The sequence below is a fragment of the Ruegeria sp. G12 genome, assembly GCF_056533565.1.
Window position 1 is genome coordinate 25501 of sequence record NZ_JBQFOO010000002.1, and the last position, 25078, is coordinate 50578.

Annotated in this window: 23 protein-coding genes and 1 tRNA gene; 15 read left to right on the plus strand and 9 right to left on the minus strand. The window is 60.4% G+C overall.

Annotated elements, in window-relative coordinates; genetic code table 11:
* Nucleotides 1-14: 14 nt before the first annotated feature.
* Together ACR0JN_RS03940 and trpE are read left to right on the plus strand one after the other, a co-directional pair.
* Nucleotides 15-1856 (plus strand): peptidyl-prolyl cis-trans isomerase, encoded by a 1842-nt coding sequence (locus ACR0JN_RS03940; protein WP_480884411.1) that lies wholly within the window; start codon nucleotides 15-17, stop codon nucleotides 1854-1856.
* 12 nt (nucleotides 1857-1868) lie between these two features.
* Nucleotides 1869-3380: an anthranilate synthase component I gene (trpE, locus tag ACR0JN_RS03945; RefSeq protein ID WP_480884413.1), complete on the plus strand. Its 1512-nt coding sequence runs from the start codon at nucleotides 1869-1871 to the stop codon at nucleotides 3378-3380.
* Between the two features lie 57 nt (nucleotides 3381-3437).
* On the opposite strand, the gene ACR0JN_RS03950 is transcribed toward trpE, so the two are convergent.
* Nucleotides 3438-4883 carry a divergent polysaccharide deacetylase family protein gene (locus tag ACR0JN_RS03950; protein ID WP_480884415.1) on the minus strand — a complete coding sequence of 482 codons (1446 nt, stop codon included), beginning with the start codon at nucleotides 4881-4883 and terminating at the stop codon, nucleotides 3438-3440.
* Between the two features lie 196 nt (nucleotides 4884-5079).
* Between ACR0JN_RS03950 and ACR0JN_RS03955 the strand changes: the two genes are divergently transcribed.
* The 6 genes from ACR0JN_RS03955 (at nucleotide 5080) to lexA (ending at nucleotide 9905) form a co-directional block, all read left to right on the plus strand.
* Entirely contained in the window at nucleotides 5080-5661 is a 582-nt protein-coding gene (locus ACR0JN_RS03955; RefSeq protein WP_480815510.1) for an anthranilate synthase component II, read from the plus strand.
* Nucleotides 5658-6677, plus strand: coding sequence for an anthranilate phosphoribosyltransferase (gene trpD / locus ACR0JN_RS03960; protein ID WP_480884417.1), 1020 nt, complete (start codon nucleotides 5658-5660; stop codon nucleotides 6675-6677). The genes ACR0JN_RS03955 and trpD overlap by 4 nt, the downstream gene beginning before the upstream one ends.
* On the plus strand, nucleotides 6674-7486 hold the full coding sequence (gene trpC, locus ACR0JN_RS03965) for an indole-3-glycerol phosphate synthase TrpC (protein ID WP_480884419.1): 813 nt from the start codon (nucleotides 6674-6676) through the stop codon (nucleotides 7484-7486). Before trpD ends, trpC begins: the two co-directional genes overlap by 4 nt.
* A complete protein-coding gene (moaC, locus tag ACR0JN_RS03970; protein WP_480884420.1) occupies nucleotides 7486-7959 on the plus strand; it encodes a cyclic pyranopterin monophosphate synthase MoaC in 474 nt (157 codons plus the stop codon). Before trpC ends, moaC begins: the two co-directional genes overlap by 1 nt.
* A complete protein-coding gene (locus ACR0JN_RS03975) occupies nucleotides 7956-9128 on the plus strand; it encodes a molybdopterin molybdotransferase MoeA (RefSeq protein ID WP_480884422.1) in 1173 nt (390 codons plus the stop codon). The genes moaC and ACR0JN_RS03975 overlap by 4 nt, the downstream gene beginning before the upstream one ends.
* A gap of 78 nt (nucleotides 9129-9206) precedes the next feature.
* Entirely contained in the window at nucleotides 9207-9905 is a 699-nt protein-coding gene (gene lexA / locus ACR0JN_RS03980) for a transcriptional repressor LexA (RefSeq protein ID WP_480815505.1), read from the plus strand.
* Here the strand turns inward: lexA and ACR0JN_RS03985 are convergent.
* A complete protein-coding gene (locus ACR0JN_RS03985) occupies nucleotides 9899-11950 on the minus strand; it encodes a ComEC/Rec2 family competence protein (protein WP_480884424.1) in 2052 nt (683 codons plus the stop codon). The genes lexA and ACR0JN_RS03985 overlap by 7 nt on opposite strands.
* A gap of 78 nt (nucleotides 11951-12028) precedes the next feature.
* Here ACR0JN_RS03985 and gltX point away from each other — a divergent pair, with 78 nt between their 5' ends.
* Both gltX and gltA read left to right on the plus strand, forming a co-directional pair.
* Complete coding sequence (gltX, locus tag ACR0JN_RS03990) at nucleotides 12029-13429, plus strand: glutamate--tRNA ligase (protein WP_480884426.1); 1401 nt, start codon at nucleotides 12029-12031, stop codon at nucleotides 13427-13429.
* 123 nt (nucleotides 13430-13552) lie between these two features.
* Complete coding sequence (gltA, locus tag ACR0JN_RS03995) at nucleotides 13553-14848, plus strand: citrate synthase (RefSeq protein ID WP_480884427.1); 1296 nt, start codon at nucleotides 13553-13555, stop codon at nucleotides 14846-14848.
* 115 nt (nucleotides 14849-14963) lie between these two features.
* On the opposite strand, the gene ACR0JN_RS04000 is transcribed toward gltA, so the two are convergent.
* Both ACR0JN_RS04000 and ACR0JN_RS04005 read right to left on the minus strand, forming a co-directional pair.
* The gene (locus ACR0JN_RS04000; RefSeq protein WP_480884428.1) at nucleotides 14964-15254 is read right to left on the minus strand and encodes a hypothetical protein; all 291 of its coding nucleotides are present in this window, start codon (nucleotides 15252-15254) and stop codon (nucleotides 14964-14966) included.
* 141 nt (nucleotides 15255-15395) lie between these two features.
* Entirely contained in the window at nucleotides 15396-16463 is a 1068-nt protein-coding gene (locus tag ACR0JN_RS04005; protein ID WP_480884429.1) for a PA0069 family radical SAM protein, read from the minus strand.
* A 311-nt stretch (nucleotides 16464-16774) separates the two neighbouring features.
* Between ACR0JN_RS04005 and ACR0JN_RS04010 the strand changes: the two genes are divergently transcribed.
* Both ACR0JN_RS04010 and ACR0JN_RS04015 read left to right on the plus strand, forming a co-directional pair.
* The gene (locus ACR0JN_RS04010) at nucleotides 16775-17473 is read left to right on the plus strand and encodes a corrinoid protein (RefSeq protein ID WP_480815499.1); all 699 of its coding nucleotides are present in this window, start codon (nucleotides 16775-16777) and stop codon (nucleotides 17471-17473) included.
* Nucleotides 17474-17558: 85 nt separating this feature from the next.
* The gene (locus ACR0JN_RS04015) at nucleotides 17559-18227 is read left to right on the plus strand and encodes a DUF1638 domain-containing protein (RefSeq protein WP_480884430.1); all 669 of its coding nucleotides are present in this window, start codon (nucleotides 17559-17561) and stop codon (nucleotides 18225-18227) included.
* A gap of 13 nt (nucleotides 18228-18240) precedes the next feature.
* On the opposite strand, the gene ACR0JN_RS04020 is transcribed toward ACR0JN_RS04015, so the two are convergent.
* Nucleotides 18241-18651: a SufE family protein gene (locus ACR0JN_RS04020; RefSeq protein WP_480884431.1), complete on the minus strand. Its 411-nt coding sequence runs from the start codon at nucleotides 18649-18651 to the stop codon at nucleotides 18241-18243.
* Nucleotides 18652-18791: 140 nt separating this feature from the next.
* Between ACR0JN_RS04020 and ACR0JN_RS04025 the strand changes: the two genes are divergently transcribed.
* On the plus strand, nucleotides 18792-19316 hold the full coding sequence (locus ACR0JN_RS04025; RefSeq protein WP_480884432.1) for a hypothetical protein: 525 nt from the start codon (nucleotides 18792-18794) through the stop codon (nucleotides 19314-19316).
* On the opposite strand, the gene rnd is transcribed toward ACR0JN_RS04025, so the two are convergent.
* The 3 genes from rnd to purM all read right to left on the minus strand — a co-directional run bounded on the left by rnd (nucleotide 19313) and on the right by purM (nucleotide 22223).
* Complete coding sequence (rnd, locus tag ACR0JN_RS04030) at nucleotides 19313-20470, minus strand: ribonuclease D (RefSeq protein ID WP_480884433.1); 1158 nt, start codon at nucleotides 20468-20470, stop codon at nucleotides 19313-19315. The two genes, ACR0JN_RS04025 and rnd, sit on opposite strands and share 4 nt — an antisense overlap.
* Before the next feature lie 113 nt (nucleotides 20471-20583).
* A complete protein-coding gene (gene purN, locus ACR0JN_RS04035) occupies nucleotides 20584-21180 on the minus strand; it encodes a phosphoribosylglycinamide formyltransferase (RefSeq protein WP_480884434.1) in 597 nt (198 codons plus the stop codon).
* Entirely contained in the window at nucleotides 21177-22223 is a 1047-nt protein-coding gene (gene purM / locus ACR0JN_RS04040; protein WP_480884435.1) for a phosphoribosylformylglycinamidine cyclo-ligase, read from the minus strand. Before purM ends, purN begins: the two co-directional genes overlap by 4 nt.
* A gap of 107 nt (nucleotides 22224-22330) precedes the next feature.
* Here purM and ACR0JN_RS04045 point away from each other — a divergent pair.
* Nucleotides 22331-22407: transfer RNA gene (locus tag ACR0JN_RS04045), tRNA-Ile, on the plus strand.
* Nucleotides 22408-22604: 197 nt separating this feature from the next.
* Nucleotides 22605-23645: a toll/interleukin-1 receptor domain-containing protein gene (locus tag ACR0JN_RS04050; protein ID WP_480884436.1), complete on the plus strand. Its 1041-nt coding sequence runs from the start codon at nucleotides 22605-22607 to the stop codon at nucleotides 23643-23645.
* An 88-nt stretch (nucleotides 23646-23733) separates the two neighbouring features.
* Here the strand turns inward: ACR0JN_RS04050 and ACR0JN_RS04055 are convergent, their stop codons facing one another.
* Nucleotides 23734-25053, minus strand: coding sequence for an ATP-binding protein (locus ACR0JN_RS04055; protein WP_480884437.1), 1320 nt, complete (start codon nucleotides 25051-25053; stop codon nucleotides 23734-23736).
* Nucleotides 25054-25078 lie beyond the last annotated feature (25 nt).

Genomic DNA, 25078 nt, shown 5'->3' on the forward strand with positions numbered 1-25078 from the left:
AACAAGAGGGCACCATGGCCGCAGGCGTTAAAAGTCTTTCGAAAACCTTTGTCTGGATTCTGATGGGCCTTCTGTTTCTGGGCCTTGCCGGATTTGGTGCGACCAGCCTGACCGGCACTATCCGCACGGTTGCGCAAGTTGGGGACGAAAGTGTGTCCGTCGATGCCTATGTCCGCGAATTGCAGCGCGAAATCCGCGCGGTTGAGGCACAGACCGGCCAGACCATGCAGATGTCACAGGCGCGCGAACTGGGCCTTGAACAACTCGCCCTGTCGCGGCTGACAGCGGTGGCAGCTCTGGATAATGAGGTCGCACAGCTTGGAATCTCGATTGGCGACGAAAACCTGCAAGAGGAAATCGTCTCAATCCCTGCTTTTCAGGGCGTCAACGGCACGTTCGACCGCGAGACCTATCGCTTCCAACTTGAACAGGCCGGGATGACCGATTCCCAGTTCGAGGATGATCTGCGCAAGGAATCGGCCCGTACCATCGTTCAGGGTGCACTGATGGGCGGGGTGACGATGCCTGCCACGCTGACAGACACTCTGACCGATTACATCGGCGCACGGCGCAGCTTTACCGTTGCAACAGTCGGTGCCGATGCACTGACCACGCCCGTCGCCGACCCCACCGACGCCGAAGTTCAGGCCTTTTACGAAGAAAACACGGATCGCTTCACCCTGCCCCGCACCAAACGCCTGACCTATACCCTTCTCTCGCCCGAGATGTTGGTGGACACGGTCGAGGTCGACGAGGACTCGCTGCGTCGTCTATATGACCAGCGCATCGCCGAGTTCCAGCAGCCCGAACGTCGTCTGGTCGAGCGCCTGAACTTCCCCGATGAAGCGGCTGCAAACGACGCCAAGGCCCAGCTAGAGGTCGGCGGGACGACCTTTGAACAGCTAGTGCGCGACCGGGAACTAGAACTCAGCGATATTGATCTGGGCGATGTGACGCGGGAAGACCTCGGCGATGCTGCGGACGCGGTGTTTGCCGCCGATATTGATGCCGTCGTCGGCCCGCTCCCCTCGGTGTTTGGCCCCGCCCTGTTCCGCATCAACGGATCGCTGGCCGCAAACAACGTGCCGTTTGAGGAAGCCGAGCCTGCCCTGCGCGAAGAACTGGCATCCGACCGCGCCCGCCGCCTTATCGAGGCGCAGTCCGAGGACATCAACGACATGCTGGCCGGTGGCGCGACGCTGGAAGAACTGGCCGCCGAGACCGAAATGGAACTGGGCCAAATCGACTGGACCCGCAACAGCTCGGACAGTGTTGCCGCCTATGACGGCTTCCGCACCGCTGCCGAAGCCGTGCGTGACGGCGATTTCCCCGAGATTGGCTTCCTCGAAGACGGCTCAATCTTCGCGCTGCGTCTGAACGAAACCCTGCCCCGCCGTCCCGAACCGCTGGACAGCGCCCGCGACCGGGTTGCCGCCGCCTGGGTGCAGGAGGAAACCGGCAAGGCCTTGCAGGAACAAGCGAATTCCGTTCTAACACAACTGGCCACAGATGGGGACTTCGCAGAGACCGGTCTGCCCTTCCGTGTTGAAAACGCCCTGACACGGACCGCGTTCCTTGACGATGTTCCGCCAAACTTCATGACCGAAGTCTTTCAGATGGAACCCGGTGAGTTGCGCGTAATTGGCGGAAACGGCGCGGCCATGATCGTACGTCTGGACGAAGTTCTGCCCCCCGCCGAAACCGACGAGCTGCGCCAGATGCAACAGGCGCTTTCCGCCCAGTTGGATCAGGCCTTGGCGCAAAACATCTTCGACGCCTATGTCCGCGATGCCCAGACCCGCGCGCGCCCGGTCATCGACCAGCAGGCCCTGAACGCCGTGCAGGCGAGCTATTAACACGAGGCCCACATGGCGCTGACCCCCGATTTCGACACGTTTGCGCGCGCCTATGAGGCGGGCGAAAATCAGGTCGTTTACACTCGTCTGGCGGCCGATCTGGACACGCCGGTCTCGCTGATGCTCAAGCTGACCGGCGCGCAGAAAGACGCGTTCATGCTGGAATCCGTCACAGGCGGCGAGGTCCGCGGGCGGTATTCGATCATCGGGATGAAGCCCGACCTGATCTGGCGGTGCCGGGGTGAGGCGTCGGAACTGAACCGTTCGGCTCGGTTCGACGCTGACGCCTTTGCGCCGCAGGACGGCTACCCGATGGACAACCTGCGCGCTTTGTTGGCCGAAAGCCGGATTGAGTTGCCTGACGATCTGCCTCAGGCGGCGGCGGGGCTGTTTGGGTATTTGGGCTATGACATGGTGCGGCTGGTCGAGCATTTGCCCGACGTCAACCCCGACCCGCTGGGCCTGCCCGATGCGATCATGCTGCGCCCGTCGGTTGTGGCGGTGCTGGATGGGGTTAAGGGCGAGGTGACCGTTGTGTCCCCCGCATGGGTCAGCGACGGGCAGTCGGCCAAGGCGGCGTATGCGCAGGCCGCTGAACGGGTGATGGACGCGGTCCGCGATCTGGAACGTGCGATGCCCGCCGAAACCCGCGATCTGGGTGATGCCTCTGAGGTCGCGCCGCCGGTGTCGAACTTCACCAAACCGGGCTATATGGAGGCGGTTGAAAAGGCCAAGGAATACATCCGCGCGGGCGACATCTTTCAGGTCGTGCCCGCGCAGCGCTGGACGCAAGATTTCCCGCTGCCGCCCTTTGCGCTCTACCGCTCACTACGGCGCACCAACCCGTCTCCGTTCATGTTCTATTTCAATCACGGCGGTTTTCAGGTCGTGGGCGCAAGCCCCGAGATTCTGGTGCGCGTGTTCGGCAACGAAGTCACCATCCGCCCCATCGCAGGCACCCGCCCCCGCGGCGCAACGCCGGAAGAGGACAAGGCGAACGAGGTCGATCTGCTGGCCGACAAAAAAGAACTGGCCGAGCACCTGATGCTGCTGGACCTTGGCCGCAATGACACGGGCCGCGTGGCCAAGATCGGAACCGTGCGCCCGACCGAGGAATTCATCATCGAACGTTACAGCCACGTCATGCACATCGTGTCCAACGTGGTGGGCGAGTTGGCTGAGGGTAAAGACGCGCTGGATGCCTTCTTTGCCGGGATGCCTGCGGGCACCGTCTCAGGCGCGCCGAAGGTCCGCGCGATGGAGATTATCGACGAGCTAGAGCCCGAAAAGCGTGGTGTCTATGGCGGCGGTGTCGGCTATTTCAGCGCAGGCGGCGACATGGATATGTGCATCGCCCTGCGCACGGCCATCGTGAAAGATCACAAGCTCTATATTCAGGCCGGAGGCGGCGTTGTTTATGACAGCGACCCCGAGGCCGAATACATGGAAACCGTGCACAAATCCAACGCCATCCGCCGCGCTGCTGCGGATGCGGCGCGGTTTACCGGCTCGGGCAACAGCTAAGAAAAGGGCGGTCGGTCCGTTGACCGCCGCCCCTCAAACTGTTTTTCGCAGTCGGTACTACTGAATTTCCCGCATCATGACTGCCGAAATCGGAGCCATCGCCACCCGGCTGCCGCGATCTTCCAGACCCCACAACAACAGGGCCGAAATGGTCTCGGGGCGCACGCGGCCCAGCATCACGACCGTCCCCTCCTGGCCGGCGCGGAAGGCGGCCTGATCCAAGAAGCGGCGCATGATCTTCGGATCCTGCCTCGCGCCATCAATGTCGCGGAACACCACGCCCGAGGGCACACCGTTGCGGGCCGCCAGCTTCTGCACCGTGTTCAGACCATTGTCTTGCGTGATCAGGCCGCGCCCGGTTCCACCGGCAATCGCGGCAACCTGATCGGCCAGTTTACGGTTGCCCTGAATACCGGTGCTGGTCCCTTCCAGAATTCCGACCGTCTCGGGCAGAGTGTCCAGCCAGACGGCCATCGACACCTCGGCATCCTGCGCGCTTGCGGCCTCGGGCAGGTCGGCCATCGCCAGAACTTCGAACCCGGCGGCGCGGTGGCGGGCCATCTTTTCGGCGGCGGCGGGGTCAGATGGACTGACAGCAAAGCTGATCGGATATGGGAAATCCTGCAGCGCCTCGGCCCCGAACGCGCCTTCGTCATCAATCAGAATGATCGACATGAGCGGTTTGGCTTCAGGGTTCTGGAAAGACGCGGCGAACGCTTCAATCGGTTTGCCAACCGGCACTTCGGCAGGTGCTTCGGTTGTGATCGGTTCTTCGTCCCGTTCCGTCAGAGGTACCACCCTGGTTCCAACGGTGGAGTTGCCCTCGGCAGCCTGCTCTCCGCCGATCTGCGGCAAAGCGGCGATCCGGGGCAGCTTGCGCGGCAGCGCGTCTTCGTCGCCTTCAACCGCAATCGGGCTGTTTTCGAACGGGTTCTCTTCCTCAGGCTCCTGCGCGGGTTCCGAGACCTCGGGCAAAGCAACAGGCTCCGGCTGAGGCTCGGGTTCAGGCTGCGGCTCGGGCTCAAGCAAAGCGACCTCGGTCGTTTCCGGCGCGGGCGGCTCAGGTGCCTGATCGATGACAACCGGCTCCACCTCTTTTTCAAGAGAAGCCGGAACCGCAACCGGGGCCGGAGGTGCTACGGGCGCGTCGGTGGCAACGGCAACCTCGGTCGTCTCGGCCAAGTCAGGCTGGTCAAGCGCCTGAACCTCATTCTCCAGCGCGGGTTGGCTGTCGGGGGCCTTTTCGACCCCGGCCAGATCGGCCAGATCATCCGTTTCCTCTTCGGCGACTTTTGGCCCACGGGGCGGCAATTCGACCAGATCGGCGTCTGATCCAGCCGCTGCGACCTCATCCGGCACCTCTGCCGGTTCGACCGGCGCAGGTTCAGGCGCTTTCGTTGCGATCTGGGGTTTGCTGTTCAGCGGAGTGTTCAGTGACAAAACCGCGCCCGCAATCAAAACAACGACCGCGCCAGCGATCATTCCTCCGATAAATCCGCCCATTACTTTTGCCTTTCGCCTCATCTACTGCTCTGCTCATCCCTGCGCCGTCTCCCGCGACGCTCGACCTGATGGTGCGTCGAAGGGGGATGTCCTCTTGACGCTGCCGCACAAGCCTGAGCATGTATGTCCCGACATTATACCGTGGCCCGGGGCTGTACCGCCAGCCCGAAATGCCCAAGCCGAGATAAGTGCCCAAATGCTGCTGCTGATCGACAACTACGACTCGTTTACCTACAATCTGGTACATTATTTGGGCGAACTTGGCGCCGAAATGGTCATTCGCCGGAACGATGCGCTGGATGTGCAGGAAGCGATGGCGATGAACCCCGCTGGCATCCTGCTGAGCCCCGGCCCCTGTGACCCGGATCAGGCCGGGATTTGCCTGGCCCTGACCGAAGCCGCAGCCGAGACCAAAACGCCGCTGATGGGCGTCTGCCTTGGCCATCAAACCATCGGTCAGGTCTTTGGCGGCAAGGTGATCCGCTGCCATGAGATCGTGCATGGCAAGATGGGCACGATGCATCACACCGGCAAAGGCGTGTTCGCCGGGCTGCCCTCGCCATTCGAGGCGACGCGCTATCATTCTCTGATCGTCGAACGCGAAACCCTGCCCGACTGCCTGGAGATCACGGCAGAGCTGGAAGACGGCACGATCATGGGCCTGCAGCACAAAGAGCTTCCGATCCACGGCGTCCAGTTCCATCCAGAATCCATCGCCTCGGAACACGGCCACGCCCTGCTCAAGAATTTCCTACAAGAACTGAAAGTCCCCGCATGAGCGACATTCTAAAACCGCTGATCGGAGCCGCCGCCGACCGGCCCCTGACCCGTGCCGAGGCTGAACAGGCCTTTGGCATTCTGTTCGACGGCCAGGCCACCCCCAGCCAGATCGGCGGTCTGCTGATGGCCATGCGCACGCGCGGTGAAACGGTGGATGAATACGCCGCAGCCGCCGCTGTGATGCGTGCCAAGTGCAACGCGGTTTCGGCCCCGGCCGGTGCGATGGACATTGTGGGCACGGGGGGCGACGGCAAGGGTACGCTGAACATCTCAACCGCGACTGCCTTTGTGGTGGCGGGTGCGGGTGTCACCGTTGCCAAGCACGGCAACCGGAACCTCAGCTCCAAATCCGGGGCGGCGGATGCGTTGGGGCAGATGGGCATCAACGTGATGGTCGGCCCTGAGACCGTGGAAAAGGCGCTGAGCGACGCGGGGATCTGCTTCATGATGGCCCCGATGCATCACCCGGCGATTGCCCATGTGATGCCCTCGCGGCAGGAACTTGGCACACGCACGATCTTCAATATTCTCGGGCCACTGACCAACCCGGCGGGTGTGAAACGCCAACTAACCGGGGCCTTTAGCCGCGAGTTGATACGCCCGATGGCGGAAACGCTGGGCTTGCTGGGCTCGGACCGCGCGTGGCTGGTGCATGGCTCGGACGGTACGGACGAGTTGACGATCACCGGCGTCAGTTGGGTCGCCGCGCTAGAAGACGGTAGGGTCAAAGAGGTGGAACTGCACCCGGAAGACGCGGGATTGCCGGTTCATCCCTTCGACGACATCGTCGGCGGTACTCCCGAGGAAAACGCCAAGGCCTTCCGCGCATTGTTGGACGGCGCACCCTCGGCTTATCGGGACGCTGTATTGCTGAACGCGGCGGCGGCCCTGGTCGTTGCAGAAGCGGCAAACGATTTGCGCGAAGGTGTTGCAAAAGCTGCACAAAGCATAGACAGCGGTAAGGCCAAAGAGAAGATCACCGCCCTGGCCCGCATCACACAGGAAGCCGCATGACCGAGACTGTTCTGGACAAAATCAAAGCCTATAAGCTGGAAGAAGTTGCAGCGGACAAGGCGCAGAAATCGCTGGACGAGGTCGAAGGCGAAGCCCGCAGCGCATCCGAGGTGCGCGGGTTTGCCAAGGCGCTGCAGGCTGCTTCCCGTCGGGGGTACGGCCTGATTGCCGAGGTCAAGAAAGCCAGCCCGTCCAAAGGTCTGATCCGCCCCGATTTTGATCCGCCCGTACTGGCAAAAGCCTACGAAGAAGGCGGCGCGGCCTGCCTGTCCGTTCTGACCGATACGCCCAGTTTCCAGGGGGCCAAGGACTTTCTGACCGAAGCCCGCGCGGCAACGTCGCTCCCCGCGCTGCGCAAGGACTTCATGTACGACCCCTATCAGGTGGTCGAAGCCCGGGCGTTGGGGGCAGACTGTATTCTGATCATCATGGCCTCGGTCGAGGATGAACAGGCCGCCGAACTGGAACAAACCGCCTTTGACTGGGGCATGGATGTTCTGATCGAGGTTCATGACGAGGCCGAACTGGAACGCGCGACACAGCTGAAAAGCCCCTTGATCGGGATAAACAATCGTAATCTCAAGACGTTCGAGACCACTCTTGATACCACGCGGCGGCTATCGAAACTGGTCCCGGGCGACCGGACCATCGTCTGCGAAAGCGGCCTGAGCACGCCCGAGGATCTTTCGGATATCGCTCGCTACGGTGCCCGTTGCTTCTTGATCGGTGAAAGCCTGATGCGGCAGGACGATGTCACCTCGGCGACCCGGCACCTGCTGACTAACCCCCTGATACCCGGAGTGATGTGATGCCGCTGACCCATTTCGACGCGCAAGGACAGGCGCATATGGTGGATGTTTCGGATAAGGCCGTTACGGATCGTGTGGCCGTTGCCGCAGGGCACATCAAAATGGCACAGGAAACTTTTGACCTCATCTCGGAAGGCCGCGCCAAAAAGGGCGATGTCCTGGGCGTTGCACGCCTGGCGGGCATCATGGGGGCAAAAAAGACGCCGGATCTGATCCCGCTCTGCCATCCGCTGCCGGTGACCAAGGTTGCGGTGGAGCTGACCCTCGATCCCGACCTTCCCGGCGTGCAGATCGAGGCGACAGTCAAAACCTCGGGCCAAACCGGGGTTGAGATGGAGGCGCTGACAGCAGCCTCGACCGCCGCGCTGACGGTTTACGATATGACCAAGGCGGTGGACAAAGCGATGGAGATCGGCGGTATCCGCGTTCTTTTGAAAGACGGCGGCAAATCGGGACGTTACGAGGCAACATGATTAGCGTAGAAGAAGCCCGCGCGCTGCTGTTCGATCTGGCGTCACCCCTGCCGGTTGAACATGTTCCGCTGGAGAAATCTACCGGTCGCGTTCTGGCGCAAGACGTGATCGCGACGCTGGATCAACCTCCGTTCGCGGCGTCTTCAATGGACGGATATGCCGTCAAAGCGGCCGAGGTCGAACTGCACGCCATGTTCAAAGTCATAGGCGAGGCGACGGCGGGCCACAGGTTCGACGGGGCCGTTGGTGCAGGACAAGCTGTTCGCATCTTCACCGGGGCCCCCGTCCCGGAAGGTGCGGACTTCATCGTCATTCAAGAAAACGTGGACCAAAACGGCGATCTGATCACAATCAGCGAAACGCCCAGTGCCAAATCCAATATCCGGCATGCTGGTGTGGATTTTACCAAGGGCACACGCGTCCGGGCCCCACGTCTGATCCGGGCTGAAGATGTTGCGTTGATGGCGGCGATGAACATCCCGCAGGTCCCCGTGACGCGAAAACCGGTTGTCGCTTTGATCTCGACCGGGAATGAGCTGGTGATGCCCGGGGAAACGCCGGGCCCCGACCAGATCATCGCATCAAACACCTTTGGCCTTCAGGCCTTGCTAGAAGGTTTGGGGGCCCATGTCAGGGTCTTGCCGATTGCGCGGGACACGATCAGTTCGCTGGAAACGGCCTTTGGTCTGGCCAAAGGGGCCGATCTGGTAGTGACAATTGGCGGAGCCTCAGTTGGTGATTACGATCTGGTCTCGGAGGTATCGCAGAGTTTGGGAATGGAGAGGTCCTTCTACAAAGTCCGCATGCGCCCCGGTAAACCTCTAATGGCGGGTCGGATGGGCGATACGGCGATGGTTGGACTGCCCGGAAATCCTGTCAGTGCAATGATTTGCGGGTATTTGTTCCTTGCACCGATGGTGCGTCGCATCCTGGGGCTGACTCAGGTGCTGCCGCCGCTTCAGCAGGCTGTGCTGTCGGAACCGTTGGATGCAAATGGCCCTCGTGAACATTATATGCGCGCCAACCTGGACGAAAACGGCATCCGCGCCTGTGCGGATCAGGACAGCTCGCTGCTAAGCGTGCTGGCTCAGGCCGATGCGCTGCTGGTGCGTCCCCCGAATGATCCGCCGCTAAAGGTCGGGGATCAGGTTTCATACCTACCAATTTGACATCGCGCCAAATCCGTTGACACAAAACGTGAACATGCGTAGAACAAAAGAAAACGCATGAGCGACGAGGTATGAGCGATGTTGACCAAGAAGCAGTTGGATCTACTGGAATTCATCCACAAACGCGTGCAGGCGGACGGTGTTCCGCCCAGTTTTGATGAAATGAAGGCGGCGCTGGACCTGCGGTCGAAATCCGGCATTCACCGGCTGATCACCGCGCTGGAGGAGCGCGGCTTTATCCGCCGCCTCGCCCACCGCGCCCGCGCCATCGAGATTGTGAAGCTGCCCGAAAGTCTGGGTGGCGAACCCACAGCCGGGTTCAGCCCGCGTGTGATTGAAGGGGACAAGCCCTCTGGCCCGCGCCCCGCCAATTTTGAGCCGGTTTCGGTGGATGCGATGGAATTGCCCGTGATGGGCCGGATCGCCGCCGGTGTTCCGATTGAGGCGATCAGCCATGTCTCGCACCGCGTTGCCGTGCCGGGAACGATGGTGTCGGGCAAAGGGGAGCACTACGCGCTTGAGGTGCGGGGCGACTCGATGATCGACGCCGGTATCAATGATGGCGACGTGGTTGTCATCCGCGAAACTGGCGTTGCCGACAACGGTGACATCGTCGTTGCGCTGGTCGAGGATCAGGAAGCCACGCTGAAACGCTTCTTCCGCCGCGGCAACGCCATCGCGCTGGAAGCCGCGAACCCGGCCTATGAAACGCGGGTCCTGCCCGAGGATAAGGTCAAGGTTCAGGGGCGACTGGTGGGCCTGATCCGCACCTACTGATCCTGTTTCCCGCGTCGGACCGCCGGGGATTTTGGAGACCACAGACGGTGCCCGGTCATCTGGGCGCTTGTCGTCAGCTTTCCACCTGAAAACGCCAGACTGCCGGTTTCAAGCAGGCGCTCGGGGTCGAACAACCCGCATTTGCCCTGCAGGTTCAATGATACTGAGGACACGATGATCTGATCCTCGCGGCATTCATCGAACCCGCGCGCCGCCCGCTTTCCGGTGATGTGAACCAGTTCTTTACCCTTAAGCGCAAAGCGCTGAACCAGCCCATCCTCTCTCGGCCATCGTTGCGAGGCCTGCGCTTGGTCCACACCGTCACCGTCGTTCTCAAGCCACACGGTGGCGACAAAGCCGCTGCCTTTTTCCTTGCTCAGCGCCCGTCCCTGCTGGGTCATGACCCCGACCAACCCACCGGATTCTGCCACCAGAACAACAGGCCGGCTGGTTGGCTGCCACAGCAGCAGCGCGCCAATCACCGGCATAACCCCGACCCACCGCGCCCGGCCCTGCCACAGCGCCAGCCACAAGCCCCCCATCACGAGGACCGGCAAGACAAACCACGGCGGGCTGACGACAAAGCCCTGCGCGCCGTCCAGGCCAGAAACCCACTCGGACACAAAGAGAATCCAGCGCAATCCGACGCTCATTAGGGTCAGGGCCACCGCCTCCAGCCCGAACGGTGCCAAGAGCGCGGCGAGAACAGCAGAGGGGACCACAATGCTGCCCATCACCGGCACGGACAGGATGTTTGCCAGCAAGCCGAAATGCGACATGGTGTTGAAATGCGCAGCTCCAATTGGGGCCGTCGCCAGCCCTGCGATGGCCGAGGACATCAGAACGCCAATGACGGGTTTTAACCATTTCGGGCCGGGCGCGGGGCCCCAGTCGCGCAATGCTCCGAACACGGCGACCAGCGCGGTTGTGGCGGCAAAAGACATCTGGAACCCCGGGCTGAGCAGGGATTCGGGCCTTAGAAATAGGACGATCAGTGCGGCCACGGCGACCGCCCGCAGCGATATCGCGCGGCGGTCGATCAGGACCGCTGCGAACATGACGCTGACCATGATGAACGCGCGCTCTGTCGCGACATTGCCGCCGGACAGCATCAGATAAATGACCGCAGCGGACAAAGCGCAAACGGCCGCGATCTTGCGCACTGGCACGCGCAGGGCCAATGCAGGAATCGCCGACAGGCCAATCCGGCATGCGACAAAGACGAACCCGGTCAGCAGGCCCATATGCAGGCCCGAAATAGCCAGCAAATGGGCAAGGTTTGAAACCCGAAGTGCGTTCAGCGTCTCCTGCCCCATGCCGCTGCGGTCTCCGGTGGTGACCGCGGCCGCAAAGCCCCCGACCTCGCCCGGAAGCACCTCGCGCACCCGGTGCGAGATGGCCATGCGCCATGCTGTGATCCGGACGCCCTCGATCCCATTCTCGGGCGGCGCGACGGTCAGGATCGGTACCCGCGAATATCCCACTGCGCCCAGTCTCTGAAACCAGGCGTGACGGCGGAAATCGAACCCGCCAGGTTCGACCGGCCCCTGCGGTGGCGACAGGTGCGCGGTTGTCATGATCCTTTGGCCCGGGCTGATCGGCCCCGAGCCGCCGTGAACCGACAGGCGGACACGCTGCGGCCTGCGGTCCGGCGGGACATCCCCAATGCGCACCCGGTCCAGCGTCAGCCGCAGCGCGTCCGAGGCGGAACGGTCGATGGCAACGACCCGCCCCTCGACCGGGCCGTAGTATCGCCATGACAAAACCGGTTCTGCCATCTGATGCGCCCGTGCGCCTGCCAGAGCGAACCCGGCGATGACCAGAGCGCCCGCGATCATCGGCGAGCCCCACCCTGACGGTAGAACAAAGCGCAGGCCGATGAGCACCACCGCAAGTGCAACCAGACCGGCGTAGACCAGCCAATCAGGCTCGAACCGCAGGCCGAAATACAGGCCGATGCCAATGGCCAGACAGACCGGAGACCATGGAAACAGATACCCGGCCTGGTACAAAAGCGCGGTCTCGACCCGTGCCAGAACACGCATGGTTGCCCCCGTCTTTCGGGCTGGTTAGATAGTCGCCAAACTATGCCCAACGCGGTTACCAAAAGGTTAATCAACACAATGTCCGATCAGGTCGTCACTCGTTTTGCCCCCTCGCCCACCGGTTTTCTGCATATCGGTGGCGCGCGCACCGCGCTGTTCAACTGGCTGTTTGCGCGCGGGCGCGGCGGTAAGTTCCTGCTGCGGATCGAAGACACCGACCGGGAACGCTCGACTCCTGAGGCCACTGCCGCGATCCTTCAGGGCATGGCGTGGCTGGGGCTGGATCACGATGGCGACGTTATTTCTCAGTTCGAAGGTGCCGCGCGTCACGCCGAGGTCGCGCATCAGTTGCTGGCCGAGGGCAAGGCGTACAAGTGCTTTGCATCGCAAGAAGAAATCACGGCGTTCCGCGAAAACGCCCGGGCCGAGGGCAAATCAACTCTGTTTCGCAGCCCTTGGCGCGACGCTGACCCTTCGACCCATCCGGATGCCCCGTTTGCGATCCGCATAAAAGCCCCGCAAGACGGAGCGACCGTCATCCGCGATCAAGTGCAGGGCGATGTGACCATCCGCAACGATCAACTCGACGACATGATCCTGCTGCGCTCGGACGGAACGCCGGTCTATATGCTGGCCGTTGTAGTGGACGACCACGACATGGGGGTGACACATGTGATCCGCGGCGACGATCACCTGAACAACGCCGCGCGTCAGATGATGATCTATGAAGCGATGGGCTGGGATGTCCCCGTCTGGGCGCACATCCCGCTGATTCACGGGCCTGACGGCAAGAAGCTGTCCAAACGTCACGGAGCACTGGGCGCACAAGAATATCAGGCCATGGGCTATCCCGCCGCTGGTATGCGCAACTATCTGGCGCGATTGGGCTGGAGCCACGGTGACGAGGAATTCTTCACCGACGAGCAAGCCAAAGAATGGTTCGACCTGGGGGGAATCGGCAAAAGCCCCGCGCGTTTCGATCTGAAAAAGCTGGAAAACCTGTGCGGCCAGCATATCGCGATCTCGGATGATGCTGCATTGCGGCAGGAAATCGAAGGATATCTGGCTGCAGCGAACCTGCCGCCTCTCACACAGACACAATCCGGTGATCTGGAACGTGCGATGTATTGCCTCAAGGATCGCGCGCGCACTTTCCCGGAACTGCTTGAAAAGGCTCATTTTGCACTGACAGAACGCCCAATCGCCCCGGATGAGAAGGCGGCTAAGGCCCTTGGCTCAGTATCCGACGGTATACTGGAAGAATTGACGCCGCAGTTGCAAAATGTTAGCTGGTCTCGGAACGAACTGGAGGAGGCCTTGAATTCCTTTGCCGAGGCAAAGGGGCTAAAGTTCGGTAAGCTGGCGGGGCCACTTCGGGCTGTGCTGGCGGGACGCGCGGTTACTCCTTCGGTGTTTGACATGATGCTAGTACTGGGTCGGGATGAAACCTTGGCCCGTCTTTCTGACGCAGCGAATTAAACCCAATCTTCATAATCGGGTAACGCTGCTCCAATAACACCCGGACTGCGCGTCAAACGCGCAGCCGTTGCCCGCTAGGTCGGACAGCGTGCCGAACTGCGCATGAATGAAGAAGGGACAACCATGACTGAAAGCAACAAAACAGCCACTCTGACCGTTCATGGCAAAGAGTATGAGTTGCCGGTCCACTCACCGACCGCTGGCCCTGATGTTGTTGATATCCGCAAGCTGTACAGCGACGCGGGCGTGTTTACCTACGATCCCGGCTTTACCTCGACTGCAAGCTGCGACAGCACCATCACCTATATCGATGGCGAAAAAGGAGAGTTGCTGCACCGGGGCTATCCGATCGACCAACTGGCCGAGAAGTCTCATTTCCTCGAAGTCTGCTATCTGTTGCTGTACGGAGAGCTTCCGGTCGCCAAGGACCTGGAAACATTCGAAACCACCATCACGCGCCACACCATGCTGCACGAGCAGATGCAGTATTTCTATCGCGGGTTCCGCCGCGACGCGCATCCGATGGCGATCATGGTTGGGGTCGTCGGCGCAATGTCGGCCTTCTATCACGACTCGACCGATATCGCCGACCCGCGCCAGCGCGAAATCGCCTCGCACCGGCTGATCGCGAAAATGCCGACCATTGCGGCTTGGGCCTATAAGTATCACACCGGTCAACCCTTCGTGTATCCGCGCAACGATCTGGATTATGCGTCGAACTTCCTGCGCATGTGTTTCAGCGTCCCGGCAGAGGAATACGAGGTTAATCCGATCCTCAGCCGCGCGATGGACCGCATCTTTACCCTGCATGCGGACCACGAGCAGAATGCCTCGACCTCGACCGTGCGTCTGGCGTCGTCCTCGGGTGCGAACCCGTTTGCCTGTATCGCGGCCGGTATCGCCTGTCTCTGGGGTCCGGCTCACGGCGGTGCCAACCAAGCCTGTCTGGAAATGCTGGAAGAGATCGGAAGCGTCGATCGCATCCCTGAATACATTGCGCGCGCCAAGGACAAGAGCGATCCGTTCCGCCTGATGGGTTTTGGCCACCGGGTTTACAAGAACTTCGACCCGCGCGCCAAGGTGATGAAGCAATCGGCGGACGAAGTGCTCGATCTGCTGGGCATCGAGGACAATCCCAAGCTGCAGGTCGCCAAGGAACTGGAACGCGAAGCGCTGGAAGATCCGTATTTCGCCGAGAAGAAGCTGTTCCCGAATGTCGATTTCTACTCGGGTATCATCCTCGAGGCGATGGGCTTCCCGACCTCGATGTTCACGCCGATCTTCGCCCTATCGCGTACGGTTGGCTGGGTCAGCCAGTGGAAAGAGATGATTGCCGATCCGCAGAACAAGATCGGCCGTCCGCGCCAGTTGTATCTGGGCGAAACACTGCGCGACTACGTCGATATCGAAAACCGCTGACACAGTCAGGTACAACGCAAAACCCCGCCATTCGGCGGGGTTTATTTGTTTCTCGGTAGGTGGAAATTCCTGCAACGGCCCGTGAGCGGCGGGCGCGTTCCGGCAGGAAAAATGTCTACTTGGGCATAACCTTGGACAGCGCCTTGATCGCTTCATCCATCTTTTTCTTATTGTCTATGACCTTCTTGTGCAAAGTTCCGAGTTTGGTCGCGATCTTTGACAATTCAATTGTCGCAGGGGCCATCTGCGAGATATTCCCACCCTTTATGATGGAATCGTATTTCACCAAATCCCGGTTGGCCTTCTCCAGTTCCTGCTGCGATTTGTGGTAGGCCGCCGTTGCCGCCTGCATCTTCTTCGCTGCTGCTTCGATTTCCCTAGGGGTCCCCATCTTTTTCTCCTTCAAGTTACCTCTGCTTCGGGGTGTAAACCAGCGTGCCCGCGATAACTGTGATTGAGTTCACGAACGGATTAAAAATTAATCAGGTTTTAGAAAAACATGAAAAAGCAAAGGCTTTGACCAGGGGGCGGCCTTGATCTTCTTACTTCAGAACAGGCTGAGTTGATCTCCGGATTGCGGCGGTTTCGCGAACAGATCACACCGCAGAGGGTCAGACTTTGTGGCCAGTCCAAACCGTTTCACCGCCAGTTTGAAACGCTTGGCGACCATCCCGGCATACTCGCCCTCGCCCCGCATTCTGTGACCCCAGCGCGGGTCATAATCCCGCCCGCCATGCATGTCGCGCAACCGGGACATGACCTTTTCCGAGCGCGCCGGTTCGTGCGCTGCTAGCCACTCCTGCCAAAGGGCCGAGACCTCGCGCGGCAAGCGCAGCATGATCCAACTGGCGGCATCCGCGCCGGCGTCTTTTCCGGCCTGAAGCAAATCCTCCAGCTCATGATCCGTGAGCCCCGGAACAATGGGTGAGGTCATCACGCGGACCGGCACTCCTGCCCCGGTCAAGCGTCGGATCATGGCCAATCGACGCTGCGGCGACGGCGCGCGCGGCTCCATCTGGCGCGAGAGGCCCGCATCCAGCGTTGTCAGAGAAATCCCAACCCGCGCCAGACCTTTGGCGGCCATATCAGCGAGGATATCCAGATCCCGCTCGATCAGCGCACCTTTGGTCACGATCGCAATGGGATGGTTGAAGGCTTGCAGAACCTCCAGGCATGACCTTGTGATCAAACGCGTTTTCTCGACCGGCTGATACGGGTCCGTATTCGTCCCCAGCGCAATGGGCGCGACGCGGTAGGCCCTGGCGGACAGTTCCCGACGCAGGATATCAGCAGCATTTGGTCGCGCGATCAGGCGGGTTTCAAAATCCAGACCGGGGGACAGCCCAAGATAGGCATGACTTGGACGAGCGAAACAGTAGACACACCCATGCTCGCACCCGCGATAGGGGTTGATCGACCGGTCAAACGGCAGATCCGGTGAGCGGTTATAGGTGATCACGCTGCGCGCGATTTCATCCCGAACCTCGGTGCGCAGCGAGGGCAGATCCTCCTCAAGATCCCACCCGTCATCCGCCGCGACGGTGGCAAACCGTTCGAACCGGCCAGCATTATTGGACGCTGTGCCCCGGCCACGGATATTGGGTTGTTGGGTCATTAATTTGTTCGCTTTTTGTTCTAACTCATCAGTAAGCGAAATCGGCTTATCGCACAAGGGGTTCAACGGGGGTCAGTGGAACACGCGGCGGGTCCGGTGCAAATAGCCACCCTTCCCGGAAAGTTGATGAATCCTGAGCCAAATGCAGGATGATCATGCATATGTTTCCATCGAATGCTCAAATAAAGTAACGTATAGGTCGGTCCCGAAACCGCCGAGGTCGCAATCGTCACAGTCAGGCTGCGACGTTTTGGCCAAAACGGAAAAAATGCCACCACGGGCTATGGCCCGCACAGCTCAGGGAAATGCCCATGTCTGAAGAAGAAGACATCGTCCTGTCCGAACTGAACGACGAAGAACTTGTCGAACAGATGTTCGACGATCTTTATGATGGCCTGAAAGAAGAGATCGAAGAAGGCGTGAACATCCTGCTGGAACGCGGATGGATGCCCTACGATGTTTTGACCAAGGCGCTGGTTGGTGGCATGACGATTGTTGGCCATGACTTCCGCGACGGTATCCTGTTCGTGCCCGAGGTTCTGCTGGCCGCCAACGCGATGAAGGGCGGCATGGCGATCCTGAAGCCTCTGCTGGCCGAAACCGGCGCGCCGCGTGTCGGCAAGATGGTGATCGGCACCGTTAAGGGCGACATTCACGACATCGGCAAGAACCTTGTGTCGATGATGATGGAAGGCGCAGGGTTCGAGGTCGTCGATCTGGGCATCAACAATCCCGTCGAAAACTATCTGGAAGCGCTGGAAGCCGAACAACCCGATATTCTGGGCATGTCCGCCCTGCTGACCACCACCATGCCCTATATGAAAGTCGTGATCGACACGATGGTCGAACAGGGCCTGCGGGATGATTACATCGTTCTGGTAGGCGGCGCGCCCCTGAACGAAGAATTCGGCAAGGCCATCGGTGCCGACGGATACTGCCGTGACGCTGCTGTGGCGGTGGAAATGGCAAAGGATTTCGTTTCGCGCAAGCACAACCAACTGGCGGGCTGACGGTACGCAAAAGTCGTTCAAGGGCCGCTCGTCACCGGGCGGCCTTTCTCGTTTCCGCCTACGCGACCTGAAAGAGGACGTTGATATGCAACAGGACCACTTGCCGGATGACGCCAGCCTGACGACTGATGGTTTTCAGGAACAGGGTAAGAAAGGCCAGATCCTGTTGCTGGCCTGTGGCGCTCTGGCGCGTGAGATTCTGGATATCAAAAAACGTAACGGCTGGGATCACATGGCGTTGACCTGCCTTCCAGCGATCCTGCATATCCACCCAGAAAAGATCACGCAGGCCGTGGAAGAGGCCCTGGAAAAGCACCGCGACCAGTACGATCAGATCTTCGTCGTCTACGCCGATTGCGGCACCGGAGGCCTATTGCAAAGCGCGTGTGAACGTCTGGGGGTCGAGATGATCAAAGGCCCGCACTGCTATTCCTTCTTCGAGGGCAACGAGGCTTTCGCGGACCGTGGGGATGATGAAATCACCGCCTTCTACCTGACGGATTTTCTCGCCCGGCAGTTCGATGCGTTTGTCTGGAAACCGATGGGTTTGGAACGGCACCCCGAGCTGCGGGATATGTATTTCGGCAATTACACCAAAGTGGTCTATCAGGCGCAGCTAGATGACCCCGAATTAACTGCGCGGGCAGAAGAGATTGCGGATCGGATGGGTCTTGCCTTTGAACGTCGGCTGACAGGGTATGGCGATCTTGAGGTCACTCTGGCGGATTGGGCCACACGCGGCGCTCAGGACTGACCCGAGTGCAGGATCAGGCGTTTTCCTGCGCCACCTCACGAATGCGTTCGATCATGGCACGCAACCCGTTGGAGCGCTGCGCGGACAGATGATCATTCAGCCCAAGCCGCGCCAGTTCGCCTCCGGCATCGACCTTTTGCACTTCGGTCACGGGCAGGCCATTGTAAAGCGACCTCAGAACCGCGATCAGCCCCCGCACGATCAGCGCGTCGCTGTCGCCGTCGAACCGGAACTCGCCGCCTTCGATCAGCGGATGCAGCCAGACCTGACTGGCGCAGCCATGCACCTTGGTGGCCGGCACTTTGAACGCATCGTCCAGCGGCTCCATCGCTTTGCCCTGCTCGATGACGTGGCGGTACCGGTCTTCCCAGTCCTCCAGAAACTCGAAATCCTCGACGATGTCTTCAAAGGCGGGCGTTGCCATGATGCGGCGGTCCTTCCGTTTCGTTCACAATTTGTGACCTATGCCTAGGATCACCCCCTGTCCAGCCCCCGGCGTGGCTTTTCAAGGCACGGAATTTGCGCTAACCCATTGCTTGAATGAGTGCCAATAGCCGTGGGTCCATGCAAAAATCAGTTTCTGTTCTCGTTATCGCCACGTTGACCCTATCTGCCTGCAGCGGCTGGCGCGACTCGCGGGTGAACCCGTCAAACTGGTTCGGCTCAAGCACCTCTGCGCCGGTCGAAGTATCGCCCGACGATCCAAACCTGCTTGTGCCCCAGCAAAGCCAGGGCGGCGGCTTGTTTACGCGACCCGACGCGGAAGACACAAGCATTCCGATTGCCAAGATTGACGAGTTGCGCATTGATCCAACGCCCACGGGCGCGATCGTTTATGTCTCGGGCACCGCGCAGCGTCAGGGGGCCTATAACGCACGGCTGGTTCTGGTGCCGTCGGAAGAGAACGAAAAGAACGGCGTTCTGGAATACACATTCCGCGTGAACTACCCCAACTATCAGACCGCACAGGGGTCCGAGCGGACACGCATGGTGTCGGACGCCATCAACATCTCAAGGCAGGAATTGGAAAGCGTTCGGCTTGTGCGCGTTGTCGGGCAGCAAAACGCGCTGGAATCGCGGCGGCGTTAAAGCGCGACGACCTTGACCGCCTGCCCTTTTGCCGCCAGCGCGATCTTGCCCTCGCAAAGTTTCAGCGCGTCTTCGCCAAAAACCTCAAACCGCCAGCCGGACATGGCCGGAACCGCGCGCTCACCCGCCGCGATCTGATCCAGTTCGGCGCTTGTGGCGATCAGCTTGGCGGCAACGCCCGAGCTTTCGGTTTTTGACTTGAGCAGGACCCGCAGCAAATCCGCCAGCGCCGGATTGACCTTCAGCTTGTCACGGCTGTTGTCGACCCGGGGCAGATCATCCGCTGGGCAGTTCACGCCTTTTTTGACCGCAGTCAGAATGCCATCGGCAATCGCGCCCTTGCGCGCCTCGCGCAGCAACAGGCGGGACCCGCCTAAGTCGGATTGCGATTTGGGTTTGGTCGAGGCCAGTTCGATCAGCGCATCATCCTTGAAAACCCGGTTGCGGGGGACGTTGTTTTCCTGCGCATAGGCTTCCCGGAAATGCGCCAACTCGCGCACGACCGCCAGAAACTTGGCCGAGTTGGTCCGGGTTTTGATCCGCTTCCACGCATCGGCGGGCTGGATGTCATAGGTGCCGGACTGGGTCAGAATATGCAGTTCCTCGGCCACCCAATGGCTGCGGCGCGTCTTTTCCAGTTCCGCCGCCAGATGTTCGTAGATTTTTCGCAGATGGGTCACATCCGCCAGCGCATAGGTTTTCTGCGCATCCGTCAGGGGACGCCGCGACCAGTCGGTAAAGCGCGAGGTTTTGTCCACCCCCTGCTTGCAAATCTTGCGCACCAGCGTCTCGTACCCGACCTGCTCGCCAAAGCCGCAGACCATCGCGGCGACCTGCGTGTCGAAAAGCGGTTTGGGGAAAACGTTGGCCTCGACCCAGAAAATCTCAAGATCCTGCCGTGCGGCGTGGAACACTTTGACCACGCTTTCATCCCGGAACAGGTCATAAAGCGGGTCCAGTGACAGCCCATCGGCCAAAGGATCGACCAGAACCGCGTTGTCTTCACCCTCGGACGGGACGGCGAGTTGCACCAGACAAAGCTTCGAGTAATAGGTGCGTTCGCGCAGGAACTCGGTATCTACAGTGACATAGGGATGGTCCGAAGCGGCCTTGCAGAAATCGGCCAGCTCTTGCGTCGTCGTCAGGGTTTTCATGCGCCGTACTAGTCTTGCTTTTGTTCTTGGGGTTTGCCCGATTTTTCCTCGTCCCGAGCGGTAAGCGCGACCATAGGACGAATAGCGGCCAAGTGTAAATCACCCTCGGGCGATCAGGGCAGCAGAACAGGCGACCTGTCTCCGATCGCATAACGGCGCAGGACGGCGGGGTACAGCTTGTGTTCCCACACCAGAACGCGGGCAGCCAAGGCATCGGGCGTGTCGCCGGATTCAATGTTTACACGGGCCTGACCCAGAATTGGGCCGTCATCCAGAGCCGCGGTTACCTCGTGCACGGTGCAGCCATGTTCAGCGTCGCCTGCCTCAATCGCGCGGGTATGGGTGCGCAACCCCTTGTATTTTGGCAACAGCGAGGGGTGAATATTCAGCATTCTCCCCTGAAATTGTCGGACGAAATCGCCGGTGAGAACCCTCATGAAGCCGGCCAGACAGACGATATCCGGTTGCGCCTGAAGCAACGGTTTCAGCAGTTCGGCCTCAAACGCGGCACGGTCGCCCTTGTAGGGGCGGTGATCCACGACTGCCGTCGCGATGCCCCGATCCGCCGCCTTCTTCAGCCCCCCGGCCTGCGCGTCATTCGACAGCACCAGACAGGGCCGCGCCGGGTGGTCGCCTTGCATGCTGTCGACCAGCGACACCATGTTGGACCCGCCACCCGAAAGCAGGATCGCGACGCGCTTGTGGCTCACAACAACTTGCCCGAATAGGCGACGCCGGGCGTATCGATGATCGACCCAATGCGCGAGACGGTCTCGCCCGCCTCGGACAGCAGGTTCGTCAGTTCATCTGCCTGATCCTCGGCACAGACGACGATCATGCCAATGCCACAGTTGAAGGTTTTCAGCATCTCGGCCTCGGCAATCCCGCCGGTCTGCGCCATCCAGCCAAAGACCGGCAGCAGGTTCCAGGCGTTCAGGTCGATTTCCGCGCCCAGCCCTTCGGGCAGAACACGCGGCAGGTTTTCGGTCAGGCCGCCGCCGGTAATATGGGCCAACGCATGCACGCCCCCTGCCCGGATCGCGGCCAGAGCGGGCTTCACATACAGGCGCGTCGGCGTCAGCAACGCCTCACCCAACGACCCCTCGCCAAAGGGCGAGGCATCATCCCAGTTCAGGCCCGATATCTCGACCAGCTTGCGCACCAGCGAGTATCCGTTCGAGTGCACACCGTTCGACGCCAGCCCCAGCAGCACATCACCCGCCTGAACCCCGTCGGGCAGATCACCGCCACGTTCCATCGCCCCGACCGAGAACCCGGCCAGATCGAAATCACCATCGGGATACATGCCCGGCATTTCAGCCGTTTCACCGCCGATCAGGGCGCAGTCAGACTGCGCGCAGCCTTCGGCAATCCCTTCGATGATCCGCGCAGCGGTATCGGTGTCCAGCTTGCCGGTCGCGAAATAGTCGAGGAAGAACAGCGGCTCGGCCCCCTGACAGATCAAGTCATTCACGCACATCGCCACCAGATCAATGCCAACGCCATCCACCACGCCGGTATCAATCGCGATCCGCAGCTTTGTGCCGACCCCGTCGGTCGCCCCCACAAGGATCGGGTCGTCATACCCGGCGGCCTTCAGGTCAAACAGCGCACCGAAACCACCCAGACCGCTCATCACTCCGGGCCGGTTGGTGCGCTTGGCAGCGGGCTTGATCCGGTCGACCAACGCGTTGCCTGCATCGATATCCACGCCCGCATCGGCATAGGTGATTCCGTTCTTGCCCGCTGTCATGGCCAATCCCTTTTGAATGCTTTGCGGGCGGGTTAGTCGATTGTGCAACATGTTGCAACGGTCAGGCTTGACGCGGGCGTTCACCGTGATACCCAAGGCGCTCAGGCGGGCCTGTAGCTCAATTGGTTAGAGCAGAGCGCTCATAACGCTTTGGTTGGGGGTTCGAGTCCCTCCGGGCCTACCAGAAGAACCGCCAGATCGTTGATTTCGCTACGTAATGGAAGCTTCCTGCTGTTGGCAGAACTGAGTTCCAGACCCCATTTCTAAGCGTGGACGTACCCGTTGGTCGCCGCACGGGCAAAATGGCCCGAAATACGCTATTCTGATTGGCAGCCATGTACTCATCGCGTGTGCAGCGCGGTTTTACGTGAGGGGGCCGAAATGACAGCAACTGAAAAGCCTGCCGCAAGAAGCTACTTCTCGCCCAAGGCCGTGGTTTTCATTGCCTGGAGCAAGGAAACCGAGAAAGCCGCGCACATTCTGCGCGACATACTGGATGCCCGGGGCCTGTCGGTCTGGATGAGCGAACAGATCACCGCAGGCCGAAAGTTCCGCGAAGAGATCAGGCGATCCGTTCTGGACGCGCACTTGATGCTTGCCATCTTTCCAGAGAAGCCCTCACCCTGGCAGATCGCCGAATCCGGTCTCGCCTATTTCGAGAACAAGCTGATACCGATCGCGATCGACAGCGACGAGGTTATCGAGCCGTTCAGCGAATTCGAGACACACAACCTTCGTTCCGAGGATCTTGAGGCTGGGAAAGGTCACAGCATTGACGCGTTGGAGGCAACCTTGCGCAGCCGAATAGGTGCGCAGCGCAAGGATGTCATCACTCTCGGATTGGTCACGCTCTTGAACCGGGTTTTCCTGTTGGCGGTTCCGTTTGCCGGCGTCCTGGCGATATTGATAGTTGTGGCTCTTGGGTCCCGAGCTCCGTCGGAATACCTTACCGGGCACGTTTGGAGAGCCGGGCACACTGCCTTTGGAGCGATGGTCTATGGCGGGGCGGCATTTGTTGCGTTGATGTTTGCGTGGGCCGCTACTGCGGCCAGCTATTCCGCCCGAAGGTTCGGTTTTGTGGTCGCAAAATCTCTGCTCCGCATCTGGTTCCTCGTCGCCTTTCTTCAATTCTTGTTGGGATCGCTGCTGTGGTACGAAATCCATGAAGCGATTTCAGATCAACTCTGGCTTTTGCTTTCGGTTGCCTTCTTTTTGATGGCGATCATCTTTGCTCTGACTGCCTTTATCTGCCACAGCACAGCATTCCGTAAGGACCGAAATCAGGGACAGATGAAAACGATCCAGACTTCCGTTTTCTGGGGCAACTTCTGCTTCGCTGTTACCTTGGTGCTCTTGACGCTTGTCATTCTTCTGATGAGCCTCCAAACGGATTTCGGCGCTCTCTTTTTCCCTGAAAACTGATGCCATGTCCGGCAGCGGCTCACAGAGTGAAAAATAGAACCAAATACTTATACAGGTTTCGAGGTTACTTCTTGGTCGAAACCGGAGACTACCGTCCGATCACGATATCCGCACACAAACCGCCCAGCCGCTCGCTTTCAGCCAGTCGCAATGTCCCGCCATGCGCGCGGGCGATGTCGGCTACGATGGCCAGCCCAAGGCCCACGCCGCTGCCCTTGTTCTGATTGCGGGCCGGGTCCAGCCGGGTAAAGGGTTTGACGGCTTCGGTGCGCTGCTCGGGCGGGATGCCGGGGCCGTCATCTTCGACCCGGATGCGCATTGATCTGGCGCTGAGGGTCAGGCTGACCTCTGCCTTGCTGCCATACCGGACCGCGTTCCCGATCAGGTTTTCAACGGCGCGGCGGATAGCTGTAGGGCGAAAAGTTGCGGTGCCGTCGCCCTGAATGCTGACCAACTCGGCCTGATAACCGGCCCGCTGCGCGTCATCGACGATCTGACGCAGAAAGGCCTCGGGCTCGACCTCTTCGGGGGCACCTTCGGCGGCTCCTCGGGAAAATTCCAGAAACGCGTCCAGAAGCGACTGCATCTCTGTGACATCCTGTTGCAAGGGTGCGGCTTCGTCCTCGGGTAACATGGACAAGCCAAGCTTCAGGCGCGTCAGCGGGGTACGCAGATCGTGGCTGACACCGGATAACATCAGCGTGCGCTGCTCAATCTGCCGTTCGATCCGGGCGCGCATATCCAGGAACGCATTTCCGGCGGCTCTCACTTCAATCGCGCCACCGGGTGTGTAGGGCACAACGCGCCCACGACCAAACGCCTGCGCCGCGTTGGCCAAACGGGTGATCGGGCGCAACTGGTTGCGCATGTAAAGGAATGAGATTGAGGTCATGACAATGGCAAAGAACACCATCGTCACCATCAACTGATGTGGGGCCGTCGGCGACAAGCGCCGCCTGTCAAAGGTGAGTTCGAGCAGGCCCAGATGTGTCCGGATATACAACCGGACGTCCGCACCGCTGGGCAACGCCACGGCCTGCAGGTCAGGCAGTTGAGAGTGCAAGTCCATTTCGACCTGCGGAGCGATAAAATCATACCAACGCCGTTTGCCGATATCCGGCATTTCGTTGAGCCCCAGAAAACGCACCTTCATTTCCAAAGCAGCCAGATCGGGGCGCACGGCCGCCAGCGCCTGCTGCTGCGTTTCCACATCGGCCATGGCGTTTGTGATCAGATCGACCTCACGCACGGTCGCGCGGACCATCTGCGCTGTCACATCCTCTAAGTGCCGCTGCAGGAAGGCATTTCCGACCACCAGCAGCAGTACGATCACCGGCAGAACCAGAATCAATGCGGCCCGGGCGTACAGGCTGCGCGGCATATAGGGTTTGAGCCATTGCGACGACATAGGCTAAACCTAACGGGCTGCCCCG